Raw genomic sequence first — 16,988 nt, forward strand, 5'->3', positions numbered from 1 at the left:
GAACTTTTCGACAGGTTGGCGGTGGGCCTGGTTCTTGTGAAGACGAAAAGGGGGATAGGGGTTAATGCTGTTCACTTATGTCGATCTTCAGACGTACCCATTCCTGTGGCGAGCGAGCTTGCTCGCGATGAAAACCTTACCGACGCCATCGCGGGCAAGCCTTGCTCCTACAAAGTGGGCTTCTTCGCACACGGGGTTTGCGTAGAACCATAATCAACGCTGGGGGCGGGCTTGCTCGCGATGGCGGGGCGTCAGTCAGCCAAGGCCATGGGGCACGGAGGTGCCTGTCGACGCTGCCTTGCCCAGCAGATCGATGCGACAGCCAGGCGCCGCGTCACCGACGGTCAGTTTCAGGTCGTGCAGGCGCGCGACAGCCGAGACCATGCTCAAGCCCAGGCCATTGCCCGGCGTGTGTCGGCTCGACTCGGCGCGATACAGCCTTCGCAACACGGCTTCGCGCTCACCCTGGGCAATGCCCGGTCCGTTGTCCGTGACCCGAATGCCGACGGTGCCGTGATCGGCGATCACCGACAGGTTCACGCGGCTATGGTCGGGGCAAAACTTGATGGCGTTGTCCAGCAAGTTGCAGATCGCGTCGAACAACAGTTGGGCGTCGCCTGCGATGATCGCGGGCGACGGGCTTTCGTTAAGCGTGAGGCTGATGCCGCGCTCCTCGGCCAGGGGTTCATAGAGTTCGGCGGCATCGGCGCTGATCAGGTTCAGGTCCAGCGAGGCGAAGTGACTGCGGCGCGCGCTGTTTTCAATTTCCGAGATGCGCAGCAAGGCCTTGAAGGTCAGCAACAGGGCCTTGGCCTCGTTCAGCGCCGCATCGATGCTGGCGGCGTATTGCGCTTCATCCAGGCCGCGTCGCTGGGTGCGCTCAAGGCCGGCGATCAGGCGGGTCAGCGGGGTGCGCAGGTCGTGGGCGATGTCGTCGCACACGCCCTTGACCTCGCTCATCAAACGTTCCAGTTCATCGAGCATGCCGTTGACCACCGAGGCCAGGCGGTCGATGTCGTCGTTGGTGCCCTGGATCGGCAGTCGGCCGGTCAAGTCGCCTTCAATGATGCCCTTGATCGAGCGACTGACCTTGTCCAGTCGCCGGTGCGCCGAATAGCCCAGCGCCACGGCGCCAAACAGGCCGACCACCAGCAACAGCACGCCGCCGGACACCAGCGCCTTGATCAGCAGTTCGTCGAATTCGCGGATGTCATGGATGTCCTGGGCCACCAGCAAGGTCTTGCCATCGTCCAGGCGATGGACGATGAAGCGAATCGGGCGTTGGCGACCGTTGGGCTTGCGCCAGTCGAACTCCTGGGGCTTGTCGTAGGCGGAGAAGGGCGGCAATTGCTGGATGGCCCCGGCCATGAACCGGCCCTGTGCGTCGAACAGGCTGTGGGGCAGGCGCGCTTCGACATCCTGTTCGGCGTGGTTGCGGATTTCCCGCAGTTGCAACTCGGGGTCCTGGGCGCTGCGGTTTTCCACCTGGCGATACAGGGCGGTGTCGGCTTCGGTTTTCAGGTAGAACGCCGTTTGCCAATAGACATAGCCGAACAGCGCCAGGAACGAGCAGCCGAACAACCCGAGAAACAGCAGGCCGGTGCGAAAGCTGATGGTGCGCGGGATCTCACTCAGGCGAACGGAGGACATAACCGGCTCCACGAATGGTATGGATCATCGACGGTTCATCTTCGCCATCGATCTTGCGCCGCAAGCGGCCCATGTGGACTTCAATGACGTTGGTGCGCTCGTCGTAGGCGTAGTTCCACACCGCTTCGAACAGCATGGTGCGCGTGACCACCTGCCCGGCATGGCGCATCAGGTGCTCCAGCAGCGCGTACTCCCGGGGCACCAGATCAATGACCCGCTCACCACGCCGGACCGTGCGGCTCAGCAGGTCGATGTCCAGATTGCCAACGCGCAAACGCGTTTCCCGAGCTTCGACCACCGGTTCGGCGCGGCGCCGGTTCAAGGCATCCAGGCGTGCGGTCAGCTCGATGAATTCGAAGGGCTTGGTCAGGTAGTCATCACCGCCCGCGCGCAGGCCGCGAACGCGCTCATCCAAGGCACTCAAGGCACTGAGGATCAGCACCGGGGTGCTGACACTCGCGGCGCGCAAGGCGGTGAGCACGCCAAGCCCGTCGAGGCCGCCGGGCAACATGCGGTCCAGGACGATCAGGTCGAACGGCTCGCTCAAGGCCTTGAGCAGGCCTTCGCGACCGTTGTGGACGCAGCTTACGGTGAAGCCATGGTCACACAGGGCGGCTTCGATTTCGCGGCAGGTAGGCAAGTCGTCTTCGACGACCAGAACATGGGTCATGGCAGTTCAACCGCTCACTTGGTCGGGCAGAGATGTCATAGTGTGACAAAGCTGCTGGCGGCGCCACGTTCCCGCCAGTTAAACAAAAGTTTAGGTTTGATGTGTGGAGATGCCGCCGTGCGCATTCTTGTGGTTGAAGACGACGCCCAGACAGCCGCGTACCTGCTGCGCGGCTTGAGTGAAAGCGGTCACGTCGTCGATATCGCCAGCGATGGCAACAGTGGTCTGGGCATGGCCCTGGAGCAAATCCATGACGTGCTGATCGTCGACCGCCGCTTGCCCGGCCTCGACGGTATCGGCCTGATCAAGGCGGTGCGCAAGCAGCAATTGCGGGTGCCGATTCTGATGCTCAGCGCCCAGGCGTCCACCCTCGACAAGGTCGAAGGCCTGCAGGCCGGTTGCGATGACTATCTGGCCAAGCCCTATGCGTTCGCCGAAGTGCTGGCCAGGCTCGATGCCTTGTTGCGCGGGCGCGATCCGGTGGCCGGCGCGGCGCGGCAACTGCAGGTGGGCGAGTTGCAGCTTGATTGCGCCACACGCACCGCGGTGCGCCAGGGCCGGGTGATTGCCTTGCAGCATCGCGAAGCGCTGTTGCTGGAGAAACTCATGCGCCACAGCGGTCAGGTGGTGACCCGCGACATGCTGCTCGACAGCGCCTGGGACTACGACTTCGACCCCAACGACAACGTCATCGACAAACACATCCATCGCTTGCGGCGCAAACTCGATGAAGGTTTTGACCACTCGCTGATCCGCACCGTGCCCGGCGCCGGCTACAGCTTCGAGGTGTCGCCGGTAGAAGGCTAAAAAAAAGTTTATCTGCCGGCGAACGCTCTGGCAGGCACCCCTCGCTATCTTCGCCCCATTCGTGGATCGCTCCACAGTGGCTTTAGCGGGGATAGCTTGCCCATGTCGGTTTCAACCCTGGTGGCGCGCAGCAGGCGCGGTGCGTGTTTTTCAAGCGTTTCGTTGACGCTGCTCGGCGTGCTGATGCTGGGCGGCTGTTCGATGGTGCCGACCTACCGGCAACCCGAGCTGCCCCTGGCGCAGCAGTTCAATGGCCCGGCCGACAGCCCGGCGGCCAAGGGCGGCCAGTGGTGGCGCGAGTTTCACAGCGCCGAACTGGATCAACTGATATCCCGTGGCCTGGCCTCCAACTACACCCTCAAGGCGGCGGTCAGCCGTATCGATGAGGCCCGCGCGTCGGCGCAGGTGGCGGGTGCTGCGCAATACCCGGCGTTGAACCTGGGCGGCAATTACCAGCGGCAGAACAACTACGGCACCACGGAAAAACGAAGTGTGTTTGCCGAAGCCACCTACGAGGTCGACTTCTGGGGCAAGCAGCGCGCAGCGGCGGATTCCGCCGACGCCTTGGCCAATGCCACGGTGTTTGATGCGCAAACCCTGCGCATGAGCCTGGGTGCGAGCATTGCCGACCGCTATTTCGAGGTGTTGTCGCTCTCGGATCGACTGCGGCTGGCCCAGTCCATTGCCGACGATGCGCGGCAAGTGCTGGAGCTGGTGCAGGTCCAGGCCAGTCAGGGCGCGGTGTCGAACCTCGAAGTCGAGCAGCAGCGCAATGCCATGCAGACATTCGAAGCGGCGATGCCACCCCTGCGTCAGCAGCGGAATCTGGCGTTGTATCAGTTGGCCGTGCTGGTCGGTGCCCCACCTGAAGGGTTTACCGTGAAAGGCGACGGCTTGAACGCCCTGCAAGTACCGCAGCCGGCCACCGGCCTGCCGATTGGCCTGCTGCGCCAGCGCCCGGACATTCAGGCGGCCGAGGCGCGCCTGAAGTCCGCCAACTTCGATGTCGGCGTCGCCCGCGCCGCGTTTCTGCCGAACCTGTCGCTTGACCTGCTGGGCGGCATCGACACGTTGGCCGGCGGGCAGATCTGGAGCGCCATCGGCACGATCAGCCAACCGTTGTTCGCCGGCGGTCAGCTCAACGGCCAACTGCATTTCGACCAGGCCCATGTACAGGAACTCGCCTCAAGCTATCGCGAGTCGATCATCGAAGCCCTGCAGGACGTAGAAACCCAACTCAGCGCCGCCCGCGAACTGGACAAGAGCTACGCCCTGAACCAGTCCGCCGTGGACTCGGCCCGCGAGGCGGCACGCCTGGCGCAGGTGCGCTACCGCCTCGGCTCCACCGATTTCCAGACCCTGCTGATCGTCGAACGCACCCAATACCAGGCCGAAGACACGCTGTTGCAGGTTCGCCTCCAGCATTTGCAGGCCGCCGTCGGCCTGTTCCGCGCCATCGGCGGGGATTTCTCGACCGACGCTCTCGCATCCAATTCTTCTGCTCAGGTGGCTCACCCATGAATGCCTTGAACCCACGTCGTCGCATTATTTTCGGAGGGCTGGCGGTGCTCTCGCTGGCCGCTGCCATCGGCGGTTTTCAATGGGTGAGGCAAGCCCATGCCGCGCCGGTGATGGCCGCAAGCGGTGCGGTGCCGGTGCAGATGAGCCAGGTCAGCCGCCAGGACTTGCCGATCTGGATCAGCGCCATCGGCAATGTGCAGGCGCTCAACAGCGTCAATGTGCGGGTGCGGGTGGACGGCGAGCTGCAGAAAGTTTTGTTCAATGAAGGCCAGACCGTCACCGCCGGCAGCCTGCTGGCGGTGATTGATCCACGGGTGTATCAGGCCCAGGTCGCTCAGGCCCAGGCCTTGGTCGCCAAGGATCAGGCGCAGGTGGCCAACCTGAAGGTCAACCTCGACCGCGCCAGCAAACTGGCCGCCGCCAAGGCAGGGCCGACCCAGGATGTCGACACTTACCGCGCGCAACTGGCCGCCCAGCAAGCCACCTTGCAGGCCGATCTTGCGGCACTGGACGCGGCGCGCCTGCAACTGGAGTTCACCCAGGTCAAGGCGCCGTTGACCGGACGCACCGGCCAGCGCCTGCTGGATGTCGGTTCGATTGCCCATGGCGCCGAAGCCACGGGGCTGGTGACCATTACCCAGATGAATCCGATTTCGGTCGCGTTCGCTGTGTCTCAGGATGAACTGGCGCAAATTCTCCAGGAGAACGCCAAGGGCGCCTTGCAGGTGGTGGCGATGACCCGCGATGGCCAACAGGAAATCGCCCGTGGCCAGTTGAGTTTCATCGACAGCCAGGTGACCGCCGCCAGTGGCCAGATCCAGCTCAAGGCACAGTTCGACAATAGCGACGCAAAACTCTGGCCGGGTGAACTGGTCAGCGCGCGGCTGCTGGTGCAAACCCGCAAGGACGTGGCCGTGGTACCGGCCGATGCCGTGCAACTGGGGCGTCAGGGTAATTTCGTCTACGTGGTGGATGCCGACCAGCGGGTGCAACCGCGCCTGGTCGATGCCGGCACCGTGGTGGATGGCAAGCAATGGATTCGCCAAGGGCTGGCGGCAGGGGAGACGGTGGTGGTGCAGGGCCAGTCCCGTATCGCTCCGGGGCTGAAGGTGATGCCGGTCAAGACCGACACCACGTCCGATCTGGCGCAGGTGGCCCAATGAACGCGCTGGCCGGACTGATTCAACGCCGAGTGGGCCTGAGCCTGCTGGCCCTCGGGGTCATGCTGCTGGGCGCCTTTGCCTACTTTCAATTGCCGGTGGCACCGCTGCCAACGGTGGACTTCCCGACCATCCAGGTTACCGCCAAACTCTCCGGGGGCAGTGCCGAAACCATGGCGTCGTCGGTGGCGACACCGCTGGAACGTGCCTTTGCCGCCGTGCCGCAAGTGACCTCGATGACCTCGTCGAGCGCGGCGGGAAAAACCCAGGTGGTGCTGCAATTCGACCTGTCGCGGGACATCGATGGCGCCGCGCAGGACGTGCAAACGGCGATCAACACCGCCACGCCGAACCTGCCCAAGACCATGTCCAGCGCGCCGACTTTCAACAAGGTCAATCCGGCCGAAGGCACCGTGATGTCGCTGGCGGTGACATCACCGGTGCGCACGCTGCCGGAACTCGATCGCTACGCCGACAACTACATTGCCCAGCGCTTGTCGCAGATGCCGGGCGTCGGTCTGGTGGACTTCCATGGCGAGCAAAAACCGGCGGTGCGGGTGCAGATCGACCCCGATGCACTGGCCGCACGCGGCCTGACCCTGGAGGATGTGCGCAGTGTCATCGGCGTCAGCACCCTGGATCAGCCCAAGGGCACCCTCGATGGCCAGAGCCGCTCGGTCACCCTCGGTGCCACGGATCAACTGCTCGACCCGCAGCACTACCGCGATCAGGTCATCGCCTACAAGAACGGCATGCCGATCAAGCTCGGTGACCTGGGCCGGGTGATCGACGGTGCCGAGGATACCCAGCAAGCGGCGCAACTGGGGGCCGAGCCCACGGTGATCGTCGACATCCACAAGCAACCGGGCTTCAACCTGCTGTCGACCATCGCCACGATCAAGGCGAAATTGCCTGAACTGACCGCCTCGCTGCCGCGCGACGTGCAGGTGCAGGTGGTGGGCGACCGGACCCAGACCATCGAGGCCTCGGTCAATGACATGCAGTTCACCTTGCTGTTGTCGATTGCCCTGGTGGTCGTGGTGATCTTTGTGTTCCTGCGCAAGGCCACCGCCACGCTGATCCCGAGCCTGACCATTCCGCTGTCGCTGGTAGCGACGTTCGGGGTGATGTACCTGCTGGGCTACAGCCTCGACAACCTGTCGATCATGGGCCTGGCGATTGCCGTCGGGTTCGTGGTGGACGATGCCATCGTGGTCATGGAGAACATCGTCCGGCACCTGGAAATGGGCAAGTCACGTCTGCAAGCGGCGGTCGACGGCTTGCGCGAAGTGGCGTTCACCATCGTCTCGATGACCGTGTCGCTGATCGCGGTGTTCCTGCCGATCCTGCTGATGTCCGGGATTGTCGGGCGCTTGATGCGCGAGTTTGCGGTGACCGTGAGTGTGGCGATCATCATGTCCGGGATCGTGTCCCTGACCATCACCCCGATGCTCTGCGCCTGGCTGCTCAAACCCCATGCCGACCAGGAGGAGGGGCGCTTCGCCCGGGCCTGCGAGCGGGTGTTCGATGGCCTGCACAACGGCTATCGGCGCAGCCTGGATTGGGTGCTGGACCACCAGCGCATCACCCTGGCCGTGGCCATCGCCACGCTGGCGGCGACGGCGGTGCTGTACGTCGGCATTCCCAAGGGCTTCTTCCCGCAACAGGACAACGGCCTGATTCAGGGCGTGGCCGAAGCGGCGGCGGACATTTCGCCCATCGCCATGCGCGCCCAGGTCAACCGCGCCGCCGAGATCATCGGTCAGGACCCGGCCGTGGCCCGGGTGTACTTCTGGATCGGCCCGAACCCGACCGTCAGCCAGGGCAAGGTGATGATCAACCTCAAGCCGTTCAGCGAACGCACGGCCAGCGCGGCCGAGGTCATCCGCCGATTGCAGCCGGAGCTTGACGTGCTGTCCGGGGTCAAGGTGTTCATGCAGGCCAACCAGGACATCCAGATTGGCGGACGGGCCAGCAAGACCCAGTACCAGTACACCTTGCAGGACCCGGACAGTGCCGAGCTGGACCACTGGAGCGGGGTGCTGCTGGAAAAACTCAAGACCCTACCGCAGTTGCAGCACGTCACCTCCGACCAACAGCAGGCCATCGCCCAGTCGACCCTGGTGATCGACCGGCCCACGGCGGCGCGTCTGGGGGTGACGGTACAGGCCATCGACGATGTGCTGTACGACGCCTTTGGCCAACGGCAGATTGCGACGATGTTCACCCAGCTGGACCAGAACCACGTGATTCTGGAACTCGATCCGAGCTGGCAAACGTCGACCGCCACCCTTGAGCACCTGTTTGTCCGCGCCAGTTCCGGCGCGCTGGTGCCGCTGAACCTGCTGGCTAGCGTCAAGACCGAACAGGTGCCGATCATCATTAACCACCAGGGCGTGTTTCCGGCGATCACTTTGTCGTTCGACCTCGCACCGGGGCATGCCTTGAGCGAGGCGGTGAGTGCGATCAATCAGGCGTCGTTGGCGGTGGCAATGCCCGACACCGTGATCGGCAGCTTCCAGGGCACTGCCCAGGCGTTTCAGGATTCCTTGAAGTCGCAACCGTGGCTGATTCTGGCGGCGATCCTCACCGTCTATATCGTGCTGGGGGTGCTGTACGAGAACGCGATTCACCCGCTGACGATCATTTCGACCTTGCCGTCGGCGGGTTTCGGTGCGCTGCTGGCGCTGATGCTCTGCGGTCAGGACCTGTCGGTGTTGGGGATGATCGGCATCATTCTGCTGATCGGTATCGTCAAGAAAAACGCGATCATGATCGTCGACTTCACCTTGCAGGCCCAGCAGCGGGGCCTGTCGCCTCGCGATGCGGTGCGCGAAGGGTGCCTGCTGCGTTTGCGACCGATCCTGATGACCTCCCTGGCGGCCTTGCTCGGCGCCGTGCCGCTGGCATTCGGACACGGTGCCGGCTCCGAATTGCGCCAGCCGTTGGGCATAGCGATTGTGGGCGGGCTGGCGGTGTCGCAGATCCTGACGCTCTACACCACGCCGGTGGTCTACCTGTGGTTTGAACGGCGGCGGGGCAGGGTGCGGCGCAACACCACCGAGGTCGCGATTTGAAATTGTCGACTGCCCCGAGGCCTGGCAACCGTGCCTGAGAGGCCCTGTGGGAGCGAGCCTGCTCGCGATGGAAGTCAACGATAACGCGGGCTGTCTGGATGCTCGTGTTGCTCAAACGTTCTTCGCGAGCAGGCTCGCGCCCACAGGTTCAAGTCGGGTTCAGAACCTTCAGGCGGATTGATCTGGTCGAGCACCCGATTCGCTGTGATAGCAGCTGCCAATCAGTGGGCACTAAAGTTACGGCAAAAGCGGGGGATACAGTTCGCGAGCAGTTCAAAAAAAGCTGGCGGATGTCCTGGAAAACCCAGTATTGGCGCGTCGTTAATTTCAGGCGACAGGAACTGAATATTTCTGTAGAAACACTCTTTTTCCTGGATTCAGGCGTGTGGAAAAACTGTGTCGGCCGGACCTGATGAAAATTTCCCAATGGGCGTAAATAATTAATATGAATCTCGAGTCGACCCTTCTTCAATTCGAACATGACTTCAACGCTTTGCTGGCCTGCGCACCTCCTTCTCGTGCGCAAACGCTGTTGGCGTCTGCCGATCATGTTTATCTGCTTGCCCCTACCTCTCTTATGGGCCTGACCTTCGCGCCGATCCTGGCTCGTCGTCTGACCGAGCAGGGTAAGCGGGTTTTTCTTGTCGATGATCTCTATGCAGCGCAGGGCGATCACTGGCAAGAATGGCCCGTGCTGAGTTCAGATGTGTTCGTTTCCCAAGCATTCGGTCAAAGCGCGGCTGTTTCGGTCAATATGTCGAGTGCGCCGTTTGCGCATGGTTACTTCTCTCAGTTATCAGCGCGTGCACAGATGGCGGAACTGGATATGGTTCCGGTTTTGGACGTGTTAGATGTGCCGGTCGTTTATCAAACCGCCAGCGCTATGCGCGCTCAAACAATTGCCCGTGCCGATGACTATCGTAAACTGGCGCGGCGTTTGGCAGACCCGCTCAGCATCAAGACCTTATTGGCCATGTTGACGTTGAGATTGAACTTTGATCGCACTGCCTTATTGCCTATTTTGTGCAGTCCTGAAGACGAGTACTTCGCGTCCTACCCTGGTGGCAGCACCGACACCTTTAAACTGGGTGAGAAGGAAGTGTTGTGTGACATCGGAGCTCATGTCGGAACGACAGTTCGAAAGTTCGTAACTGCCACGCGCTGGCAGTATGCAGCCATACACGCCTTCGAACCTGATATTGAAAACTTTGCTCATCTCGAAAAAAATTACTCCGCGAAACTGGAAAACTTTCAGGCGCACAATATCGCACTGTCCGATGCTCGCTCCACCATGCGTTTTTCCCAAACAGGTACGATGGGCAGTCGATTGGATTCAGACGGTAACACTGAAATTCAAGTCTTGCCGCTCGATGAAGTGCTCGATTATGCAACGTTTATCAAAATGGATGTTGAAGGTCACGAGACCGGCGTATTGCGAGGCGCACGCAAACTGATTCAGAACCACAAGCCGCGTTTGGCAGTCACGGGGTATCACTTCGCCGATGACTTGCTTGATATTGCAGATTTGGTGTTGGATCTGGAACCTGAATACCAACTGCGTTTGCGTCAACATTATTTTTACTATTATGACTCTATCCTTTATGCACAAGTTCTCTCGTAATTAAACCTGAGTTACCTGTGCAGCGTTATACCTCATCCGGAAAAGGTTGGAATGGGAAAGCAAGTAGTTATTCGGTAAATCGTGGCCTTTGATGGCATTGACGAAGCACTGCAATAATCCGATTAGTCTTCTGCATTCCTGTTCCATCCTGCTGGCTGAAGTATTTTCGGTTTGGTTACTCGTTTGACTAAAAGTCTGTTTCTGGCGTTTTTGACTATCGCACCGGCCGCATTGGGTCGATTGCCACCCTTGGCGACAGGCAGCAAATGGCAAAAGACGGCCCGCCCTGTGCGGGCTTTTTCGTTCCTGCCACTCGTCACTCTTTCAGCACCTTTACTCTGCACGCCCTTCCAATGCAGTAACTCGTCTTTGCTCAAAGGCCGCCATCATGAAGAGCAAAAGAGTTACTGCACTCACACTCTCAGGTTTGCTTTCCTTTTGCCCACTCTTTGCGCTTGCTGTCGAAAATGAATCGCCCCTGATTTTGTAGACGCAAATGGCTGCAATCGGCGCAACATCGATGTCTTAAATGAGATCCAGTCGCATTATTTAACCGAAAATGTTGCGTGCCCCGGTTTCACGACTAGGCTTTCGCCAGTCATGGCAGGGCCGGACGCACCTTTACGAGGCTGTTTTCGTCCACTGGTTGCATCAAGGCAAGCCATTGGCAAATGCCGATGGCTTGCCTCTTTATGACTCACAAGAGTGCAGCCGTACCGGGGCACCCGAGCCAATCCGGTAAACGTGCATTCTCAATTGAAGGATGCCGATATGAGTGCGGTGATACACAAGATCAAACATGAGTTCATGAAGGTCCTTCCACCGACCATTTTCTTTTTCATCATCTTGCACATCGTGGCCCTGATTCGAGCGCTCATGATCAAAGGGTCGGGAGTGGAATTGCCGGTTTCCGCATCGGTGCTGATCGCCTCCCTGGTGCTCGGCAAGTGCGTATTGATCGCCTATATGCTGCCGTTCATCAACCGGTTTCCCGACAAACCCCTGATCTGGAATGTCACCTGGAAAACATGCATGTATGCCTTGGTCGCATTGATCGTTCACTACCTGGAACGACTGTACGACTACTGGAAGGAGGCACCGGGTTTCATGGATGCAAACTCGCTGCTGTGGTCCTCGATAAACTGGCCTCGCTTTTGGGCCATACAAATTCTGCTCATTACGTTGATCTTCATGTATTGCGTGATCGCAGAGTTGGCACGCGTCATTGGACGTGATCGGCTGAAGGTGATGTTCATTGGGCCGCTCCCGCCCATGCAGCGTTGAAAATTCGTTAGGCGTAATACCCCATTCCATCGTCCGAATGAAAGGAGCTTGGAAGATGAAATTCAATATAAAGGCATCAGGGCCAGCTCTGCCTCACGACGAATATCGGCCTATCAAGGCGGCAGGAGTCATCTGGTCATCCTGTTGGAACGTGCGCAGTAATATCAAATCAGCCATATGGGCATTAGCTCTTGTGTCATTGGCGGGATGTGCAGTTCCAACGATGAATGAGATGCGTCAAGGAGCTCCTCGCGAAGTTTTGCATTCAAAAAATAACGATAGGGTCATCGCCGAATGCGTTCAGCGTGAGTGGCAAAATCTGTTCGTTTTTGAAGGCCGGGATGGTGCAACGAAGGAACCTGGCAGCAACGGTGGTTACACAGTAGCAACGAGTGGCTCAGCGTATTTTGTCGATATCCAGTCGCAATCATCCGGATCGGTGGCCAAGTACTACGCTGCGACGGATCGCTGGATATCAAAAAAACATTTGGCCGCGCTAAAGAGTTGTCTATGAATCAGGCCAGTTGCACAGACGGGGACAGGGACAGTCCCCAGGTAACCTCGAATCATGTTTGACAGACGGTTTCTAACCATGCCCATCCGGAGGCTCGTTACTCCATCCTTTTGCCCAGCCTGAGCCACCCGATTTCGTGGCTTGCGTTGGAGTCTGCCTGAGCTGTGTCTCCATCTCCCGGACAAACCAACGGATTGCCTACTCAGGAATGCCAGTGACTTTGTGCACCGCACGCATTGCACAAGGCGGCCTTGCTCCTTCCGGTTCAATCTCTTCGCATTGCTTGAGCAGCGGCCAGGCGTCGGCAAACTTCATTGCCGACATCTGTTCGGCGTGCTGCTGCGAAACAAAGCAATGCTCGAACCGATAGGCCGCGTACACCTCGGGCCGTAAAGCCGGGTAGTCATACACCTCATCGACGATGGTCTTGAGCAGCCGAGTCATCTGCGGGTTCGCATCGGGGGAAACTTTGGCGAGCAAGTCAGCCTTCGCGACGCCCGCCTGCCTGGCTGCAATGGCTTGCTTCGACGCCCCGATGGATGCCTGCATGCCCTGCGGAAAGGGACAATCCGATGCCGCCAATGCTGATGCCGAGGCCATACAACCGAGCAGGGTGAAAACAGCGATCATCCTTGTCATGGGAGTTCCTTGTTAGTTGCGAACGTTGTTGAAGAAGGCTGCGGAGTCTAACGGATGCTTTTAATGTTGCGCTCCAGTCGTCGTGTTCGTTGCGGGGTGACTGGAGGTTTCCGTTACAGGTCAATATCGGCCGATTCTGCTGAATAAATAGGCCGTGTTGTTTAGCGCAGAAATGCACGCGTCGTAGCGAACATAGACAGCACAATCGCTTCCATCATCTACGCTATCTCAGCAAGCACGAAGCTGATAACGAGGCCATGGAATGACAGTCGGCTTTAGAGACGATCTAGCCTGTTCAATCCTTTTATTCGTTCCTGTTCTACTTTACGCAAACATGGGTGTCGATCCGCTGTACGCAGGTGTCTGGTACCTCCTGGGCGTGCCTTTGGCGGCGCTGGTACCAGGCCTGATCCTGCGAGTCCCTGCATTGTTTCTCACCGGAACAACCGCAGCGGTGATAGCCAGTCTTTTGGTCTACATGAACATCATGTTCAGCCTGCCACGCTCCGAAGGGTTGCTTGTACTTGGGCATCTGTTTTCCATGCCCGGCCTGTTGGTGGGCGCAGGCGTGTCAGCCTGGCTATTGAGGTGTCGCGTGAAAGCAAGCCTGCCATGGCTTGTTGCAGCCATTGCATTTCTGGGAGCAATCATTGGCTTCATGATCGCCCAGATGATCCTGTGCTCCACTTTGATGTATTGCGGTGCGTTGTCTTTTGGCGTGGGGAGTTAAGCCAATGGTGCGTCTGTATCTGGCCGTGCTGAAACGCCGGTATCGGCAGATCATGAAGAGGGAGTTTTTGTGATCCCGGGATATCGAATCCGCATTTACTGTTTCATCGGCGCCTTGTTCTGCCTGCTCTGCTCTTGGCTAGTAGCCGAGCAGATCTACAACGCTCTGACCCTTTGGCAGTTCGACTCAACTACAGGTCCTCGTTGGCACAGGATGAAAGAGCATTTTGTATACGACGAACAGCCATGGCGCTTCGGTTTGTATTTGCTGCGCGATGTCGCGTTTTTCATTTCAGCCAGCGGTGCGGGACTGGTCTTGTCGTGGGGTGTTCTGCGGGGAAGGCGGGCGTTCCATCGCTGGCGTGCAAAGTAGTCTGCATTGGGCGGGCAATGGCTTCACGATGGGCTCTCCCGGCCATCAGTAGCCGGTGGACTGAGCGATAGCAAATGAGTAGCTACGCTTGGTCTACTGCAGGAATTGATTGAGCAGATTTGGCTTTTCATCCAGCCAGGCCCAACGAGGAACCCGCCATGACCGTATTCGATCGCCTCAGATATTTGCGCGTCGTTCTAGTCTTGTCCGGTCTCGCATGCCTTGCTCTTTACCCACTTATGTTGTTCTGGCCGTCCGGCTGGGCCTGGCACGTCGGTCACTCTGATTACCCGATGATGATCGTTGGCATCTACGCCACACTTGGCGTGTTCTTGATCCTGGCCGCAAGTGATCCATTAGCCAATCTGAGCCTGATCTGGTTTACCGTGTGGTCCAGCGCCGTGCACGGAGCAATCATGGCCGTCCAGGCGGTTACGCAGTCGGGGCAAATGGGGCACTTGGCAGGTGACGTGCCGGCGCTCTTCATCTTGGCGGTTGCCTTGGCAATCTTGACGCCCCGCTCGTAATTGACCGCTGGTATCCGGACAGGCAATGGGGTCCAGGAGCAGGTTTGACTGCCACAGAACAGACTATCTTGTTGACCCATCTACTCATCGCTCAGGGAGAGCCCCATGCCTTTGCAAATCCAGCTTTCGGAAAATGTGACTGAAGCAGAGCGGTCGGGGATTTTGAATCCGCTGCTGACCCACAACCTGGCCAAGGGTGGGGATGATGCCCATGAAACGTTTGCCCTGTTGCTACGAGACCCAGATAGCGATGAAGTCATTGGTGGACTGTATGGCAAGGTCTCTTATCGGTGGCTACTCATCGATCTGGTCAGTGTTCCCGAGTCGCTGCGTGGTCAGGGTATCGGAGAGCGGCTGATGCACATGGCCGAGGACGTCGCGAAGAAAAAGCACTGCATCGGTATCTGGCTGGAGACCTTCAGCTTTCAGGCGCCGGGGTTTTATCAAAAGCTGGGGTACTCCGAATTTGGACGCCTGGCGGATTATCCGCCGGGGCATGTCCGGTTTTATTACCAGAAGCGGTTGAGCTGACAATGCCCTGATCCTTGGCCGGCCATCGCATCGATAGACAAAGACGGCCCGCCATTTTTGGATATAGCGCGCACAAGCCCGGAGGCTAGTTTCCCCGGCCACCGCCAAAAGACCATTCATCATTGGCGGTCGTGGTAATCACCACCATGACATCCTCCGCGTCGAGCCCCGTTGTATGCCCCAGCTTCTCAACCAGATCACGATAGAAACGCTGTTTCGTTTCAACGCTGCGAGGGCGGCCGGCGGTGATTGCGATCAGCACAAAGTCGTGGCTACGCGGGCCACCCAGGTAGTCGCGATCGAAGATCAGTTCATCCACCTCGTGTTGATGAATGACCTGGAAGCGATCGGTCTTCGGTACCTCGAAGCTCTCGACCAGCGCGTCGTGCAACCCCTGTGATAACGCTTGCAGATACTCGGTCGACTTGCCCCGGTGCAGTGAAATACGTGCGAATGGCATGCTCGGTTACTCCTGAGGTTTGACGAAGTCAGCGCGTAGTTCACTGAGCAGATTCAGCGCCGAGGCGGCCGTCGGCCAGCCTGAGTAAAACGCCAGATGGGTCATGACTTCAGCCAGTTCGTCCAGACTCAAACCGTTATCCCGTGCGCGTTGCAGATGAAACGGCAGTTGCTCCAGACGGTACATCGCCACCAGCGCGGCCACCGTCGCCAGGCTGCGTTCCCGAGGGCTCAATTGCGTGCGGTTCCATATATCGCCGAACAGGACGTTTTCCGTCAGTTCGGCGAACTTTGCCGGGTATTCACCGGCTCCGTTGACTACATGCATGTGGTTTCTCCCCCTGATTGGTTAATGACGGGAGGAAAACTATCAATTCGCGATAATGCCGAATATCAGATTTAATTGAACCAACCATCCTGAATTAATGGACTATCCGATGCGTCGCCCGACCTTCGATCTTGATGTATTGCGCACATTCGTTACGGGCGTGGAGCTCAACAGCTTTGCCAAGGCCGCCTATCGCCTCGGTCGATCCACGTCCGCCGTGAGCGCTCAGTTGAAGAAGCTTGAGGAACAAGTCGGCACACCGGTGCTGGCCAAGGCCGGTCGCGGGCTGGTCTTGACGCCGGTCGGCGAATCATTGCTCAGCCATGCCCGACGGTTACTGGAACTCAACGACGGCATTTTCCAGACCTTGCGTGAAAGCCAGACCGCCGAGACCATCCGCCTGGGCCTTCAGGAGGATTTTGGTGAACACTTGCTGAGCGATATCCTGCGGCGCTTCGTCCAGCTTTACCCAATGGTGAGTCTGGAAGTGAAGATTGCACGTAATGCCGAACTGTTAGCCCTGGTCGACAGCGCGGGCCTGGACCTGGCATTGACCTGGGACACCGGACACGCGTCACCCCACGCCACGCGGCTGGGCGACACACAGATGTACTGGATCGGCGCACATGACACACCGGTGTTCGGCGGCATGGCGGACGCGCCACTGCCGCTGATCATGTTCGACGCGCCTTGCCTGTTACGCAGCGCCGCCACCCAGACGCTGGATGCTGCGCAAATACCTTGGCGGATCGCGCTGACCAGCCCCAGTGTCGGTGGAATCTGGGCGGCCGTTGCCGGCGGATTGGGTGTGACGCTGCGAACCCGCATCGGTCTGCCGAGTCATCTCAAGATTGTTTCTGGCTTACCCGCCGTGCCAAGCCTTGGCTATGTGCTTCACTGCGGTGGCGACGACCCGTCTGCAGCTACCCGGCAATTGGCGGCACTGATTAAAACGAGCCTGCAAGAACAAGCGTTCAGATTCGCGGATACCGCCCATAGCTGATGCCCGCCGCTCGACAGAGTTCGCCATTCAATCCTGGGCAATCTTGTCATTTGCCAAGGCTTAGGGCAGGGTCGATACCACTAAGATCCCTGCCA

The 16,988-nt window shown here is 59.2% G+C and carries 16 protein-coding genes; 11 read left to right on the forward strand and 5 right to left on the reverse strand.

What is annotated here, in order from left to right; genetic code table 11:
• Nucleotides 1–255: 255 nt before the first annotated feature.
• Both DKY63_RS31450 and DKY63_RS31455 read right to left on the reverse strand, forming a co-directional pair.
• Nucleotides 256–1,650, reverse strand: a complete 1,395-nt coding sequence (locus tag DKY63_RS31450) for a sensor histidine kinase (protein WP_110967703.1) — start codon at nt 1,648–1,650, stop codon at nt 256–258.
• A complete protein-coding gene (locus tag DKY63_RS31455; RefSeq protein WP_110967704.1) occupies nt 1,628–2,320 on the reverse strand; it encodes a response regulator transcription factor in 693 nt (230 codons plus the stop codon). Before DKY63_RS31455 ends, DKY63_RS31450 begins: the two co-directional genes overlap by 23 nt.
• Before the next feature lie 117 nt (nt 2,321–2,437).
• Here DKY63_RS31455 and DKY63_RS31460 point away from each other — a divergent pair, with 117 nt between their 5' ends.
• From DKY63_RS31460 to DKY63_RS32825, 7 genes are all read left to right on the forward strand, one after another.
• On the forward strand, nt 2,438–3,127 hold the full coding sequence (locus DKY63_RS31460; protein WP_110967705.1) for a response regulator transcription factor: 690 nt from the start codon (nt 2,438–2,440) through the stop codon (nt 3,125–3,127).
• A 102-nt stretch (nt 3,128–3,229) separates the two neighbouring features.
• Nucleotides 3,230–4,648, forward strand: a complete 1,419-nt coding sequence (locus tag DKY63_RS31465; RefSeq protein WP_110967706.1) for an efflux transporter outer membrane subunit — start codon at nt 3,230–3,232, stop codon at nt 4,646–4,648.
• On the forward strand, nt 4,645–5,811 hold the full coding sequence (locus tag DKY63_RS31470; RefSeq protein WP_110967707.1) for an efflux RND transporter periplasmic adaptor subunit: 1,167 nt from the start codon (nt 4,645–4,647) through the stop codon (nt 5,809–5,811). The genes DKY63_RS31465 and DKY63_RS31470 overlap by 4 nt, the downstream gene beginning before the upstream one ends.
• Nucleotides 5,808–8,885: an efflux RND transporter permease subunit gene (locus DKY63_RS31475; protein WP_110967708.1), complete on the forward strand. Its 3,078-nt coding sequence runs from the start codon at nt 5,808–5,810 to the stop codon at nt 8,883–8,885. Before DKY63_RS31470 ends, DKY63_RS31475 begins: the two co-directional genes overlap by 4 nt.
• Before the next feature lie 445 nt (nt 8,886–9,330).
• Nucleotides 9,331–10,506 carry an FkbM family methyltransferase gene (locus DKY63_RS31480; RefSeq protein ID WP_110967709.1) on the forward strand — a complete coding sequence of 392 codons (1,176 nt, stop codon included), beginning with the start codon at nt 9,331–9,333 and terminating at the stop codon, nt 10,504–10,506.
• Between the two features lie 771 nt (nt 10,507–11,277).
• Entirely contained in the window at nt 11,278–11,790 is a 513-nt protein-coding gene (locus DKY63_RS31485; protein ID WP_110967710.1) for a hypothetical protein, read from the forward strand.
• A gap of 55 nt (nt 11,791–11,845) precedes the next feature.
• On the forward strand, nt 11,846–12,304 hold the full coding sequence (locus DKY63_RS32825; protein ID WP_239499352.1) for a hypothetical protein: 459 nt from the start codon (nt 11,846–11,848) through the stop codon (nt 12,302–12,304).
• A gap of 198 nt (nt 12,305–12,502) precedes the next feature.
• Here DKY63_RS32825 and DKY63_RS31495 read toward each other — a convergent pair whose 3' ends face one another.
• Nucleotides 12,503–12,943, reverse strand: a complete 441-nt coding sequence (locus DKY63_RS31495; protein ID WP_110967711.1) for a hypothetical protein — start codon at nt 12,941–12,943, stop codon at nt 12,503–12,505.
• Between the two features lie 262 nt (nt 12,944–13,205).
• On the opposite strand from DKY63_RS31495, the gene DKY63_RS31500 reads away from it, so the two are divergent.
• From DKY63_RS31500 to DKY63_RS31515, 3 genes are all read left to right on the forward strand, one after another.
• Entirely contained in the window at nt 13,206–13,673 is a 468-nt protein-coding gene (locus tag DKY63_RS31500) for a hypothetical protein (protein WP_110967712.1), read from the forward strand.
• A 530-nt stretch (nt 13,674–14,203) separates the two neighbouring features.
• The gene (locus DKY63_RS31510) at nt 14,204–14,572 is read left to right on the forward strand and encodes a DUF6632 domain-containing protein (RefSeq protein ID WP_110967714.1); all 369 of its coding nucleotides are present in this window, start codon (nt 14,204–14,206) and stop codon (nt 14,570–14,572) included.
• A 105-nt stretch (nt 14,573–14,677) separates the two neighbouring features.
• The gene (locus tag DKY63_RS31515; protein WP_110967715.1) at nt 14,678–15,103 is read left to right on the forward strand and encodes a GNAT family N-acetyltransferase; all 426 of its coding nucleotides are present in this window, start codon (nt 14,678–14,680) and stop codon (nt 15,101–15,103) included.
• An 85-nt stretch (nt 15,104–15,188) separates the two neighbouring features.
• Here the strand turns inward: DKY63_RS31515 and DKY63_RS31520 are convergent, their stop codons facing one another.
• Entirely contained in the window at nt 15,189–15,563 is a 375-nt protein-coding gene (locus DKY63_RS31520; protein WP_110967716.1) for a tautomerase family protein, read from the reverse strand.
• A 6-nt stretch (nt 15,564–15,569) separates the two neighbouring features.
• Nucleotides 15,570–15,890 carry a carboxymuconolactone decarboxylase family protein gene (locus DKY63_RS31525; RefSeq protein ID WP_110967717.1) on the reverse strand — a complete coding sequence of 107 codons (321 nt, stop codon included), beginning with the start codon at nt 15,888–15,890 and terminating at the stop codon, nt 15,570–15,572.
• 109 nt (nt 15,891–15,999) lie between these two features.
• Here DKY63_RS31525 and DKY63_RS31530 point away from each other — a divergent pair, with 109 nt between their 5' ends.
• Complete coding sequence (locus tag DKY63_RS31530; RefSeq protein WP_110967718.1) at nt 16,000–16,893, forward strand: LysR substrate-binding domain-containing protein; 894 nt, start codon at nt 16,000–16,002, stop codon at nt 16,891–16,893.
• The last annotated feature ends 95 nt before the right edge of the window (nt 16,894–16,988 follow it).

The sequence above is a fragment of the Pseudomonas putida genome, from assembly GCF_003228315.1.
Taxonomy (GTDB): domain Bacteria; phylum Pseudomonadota; class Gammaproteobacteria; order Pseudomonadales; family Pseudomonadaceae; genus Aquipseudomonas; species Aquipseudomonas putida_S.

Coding starts and splice junctions, on each gene's coding strand:
- DKY63_RS31450 (WP_110967703.1), bottom strand. CDS start 1,650: ATGTCCTCCGTTCGCCTGAGTGAGATCCCGCGCACCATCAGCTTTCGC.
- DKY63_RS31455 (WP_110967704.1), bottom strand. CDS start 2,320: ATGACCCATGTTCTGGTCGTCGAAGACGACTTGCCTACCTGCCGCGAA.
- DKY63_RS31465 (WP_110967706.1), top strand. CDS start 3,230: ATGTCGGTTTCAACCCTGGTGGCGCGCAGCAGGCGCGGTGCGTGTTTT.
- DKY63_RS31470 (WP_110967707.1), top strand. CDS start 4,645: ATGAATGCCTTGAACCCACGTCGTCGCATTATTTTCGGAGGGCTGGCG.
- DKY63_RS31475 (WP_110967708.1), top strand. CDS start 5,808: ATGAACGCGCTGGCCGGACTGATTCAACGCCGAGTGGGCCTGAGCCTG.
- DKY63_RS31480 (WP_110967709.1), top strand. CDS start 9,331: ATGAATCTCGAGTCGACCCTTCTTCAATTCGAACATGACTTCAACGCT.
- DKY63_RS31485 (WP_110967710.1), top strand. CDS start 11,278: ATGAGTGCGGTGATACACAAGATCAAACATGAGTTCATGAAGGTCCTT.
- DKY63_RS32825 (WP_239499352.1), top strand. CDS start 11,846: ATGAAATTCAATATAAAGGCATCAGGGCCAGCTCTGCCTCACGACGAA.
- DKY63_RS31495 (WP_110967711.1), bottom strand. CDS start 12,943: ATGACAAGGATGATCGCTGTTTTCACCCTGCTCGGTTGTATGGCCTCG.
- DKY63_RS31500 (WP_110967712.1), top strand. CDS start 13,206: ATGACAGTCGGCTTTAGAGACGATCTAGCCTGTTCAATCCTTTTATTC.
- DKY63_RS31510 (WP_110967714.1), top strand. CDS start 14,204: ATGACCGTATTCGATCGCCTCAGATATTTGCGCGTCGTTCTAGTCTTG.
- DKY63_RS31515 (WP_110967715.1), top strand. CDS start 14,678: ATGCCTTTGCAAATCCAGCTTTCGGAAAATGTGACTGAAGCAGAGCGG.
- DKY63_RS31520 (WP_110967716.1), bottom strand. CDS start 15,563: ATGCCATTCGCACGTATTTCACTGCACCGGGGCAAGTCGACCGAGTAT.
- DKY63_RS31525 (WP_110967717.1), bottom strand. CDS start 15,890: ATGCATGTAGTCAACGGAGCCGGTGAATACCCGGCAAAGTTCGCCGAA.
- DKY63_RS31530 (WP_110967718.1), top strand. CDS start 16,000: ATGCGTCGCCCGACCTTCGATCTTGATGTATTGCGCACATTCGTTACG.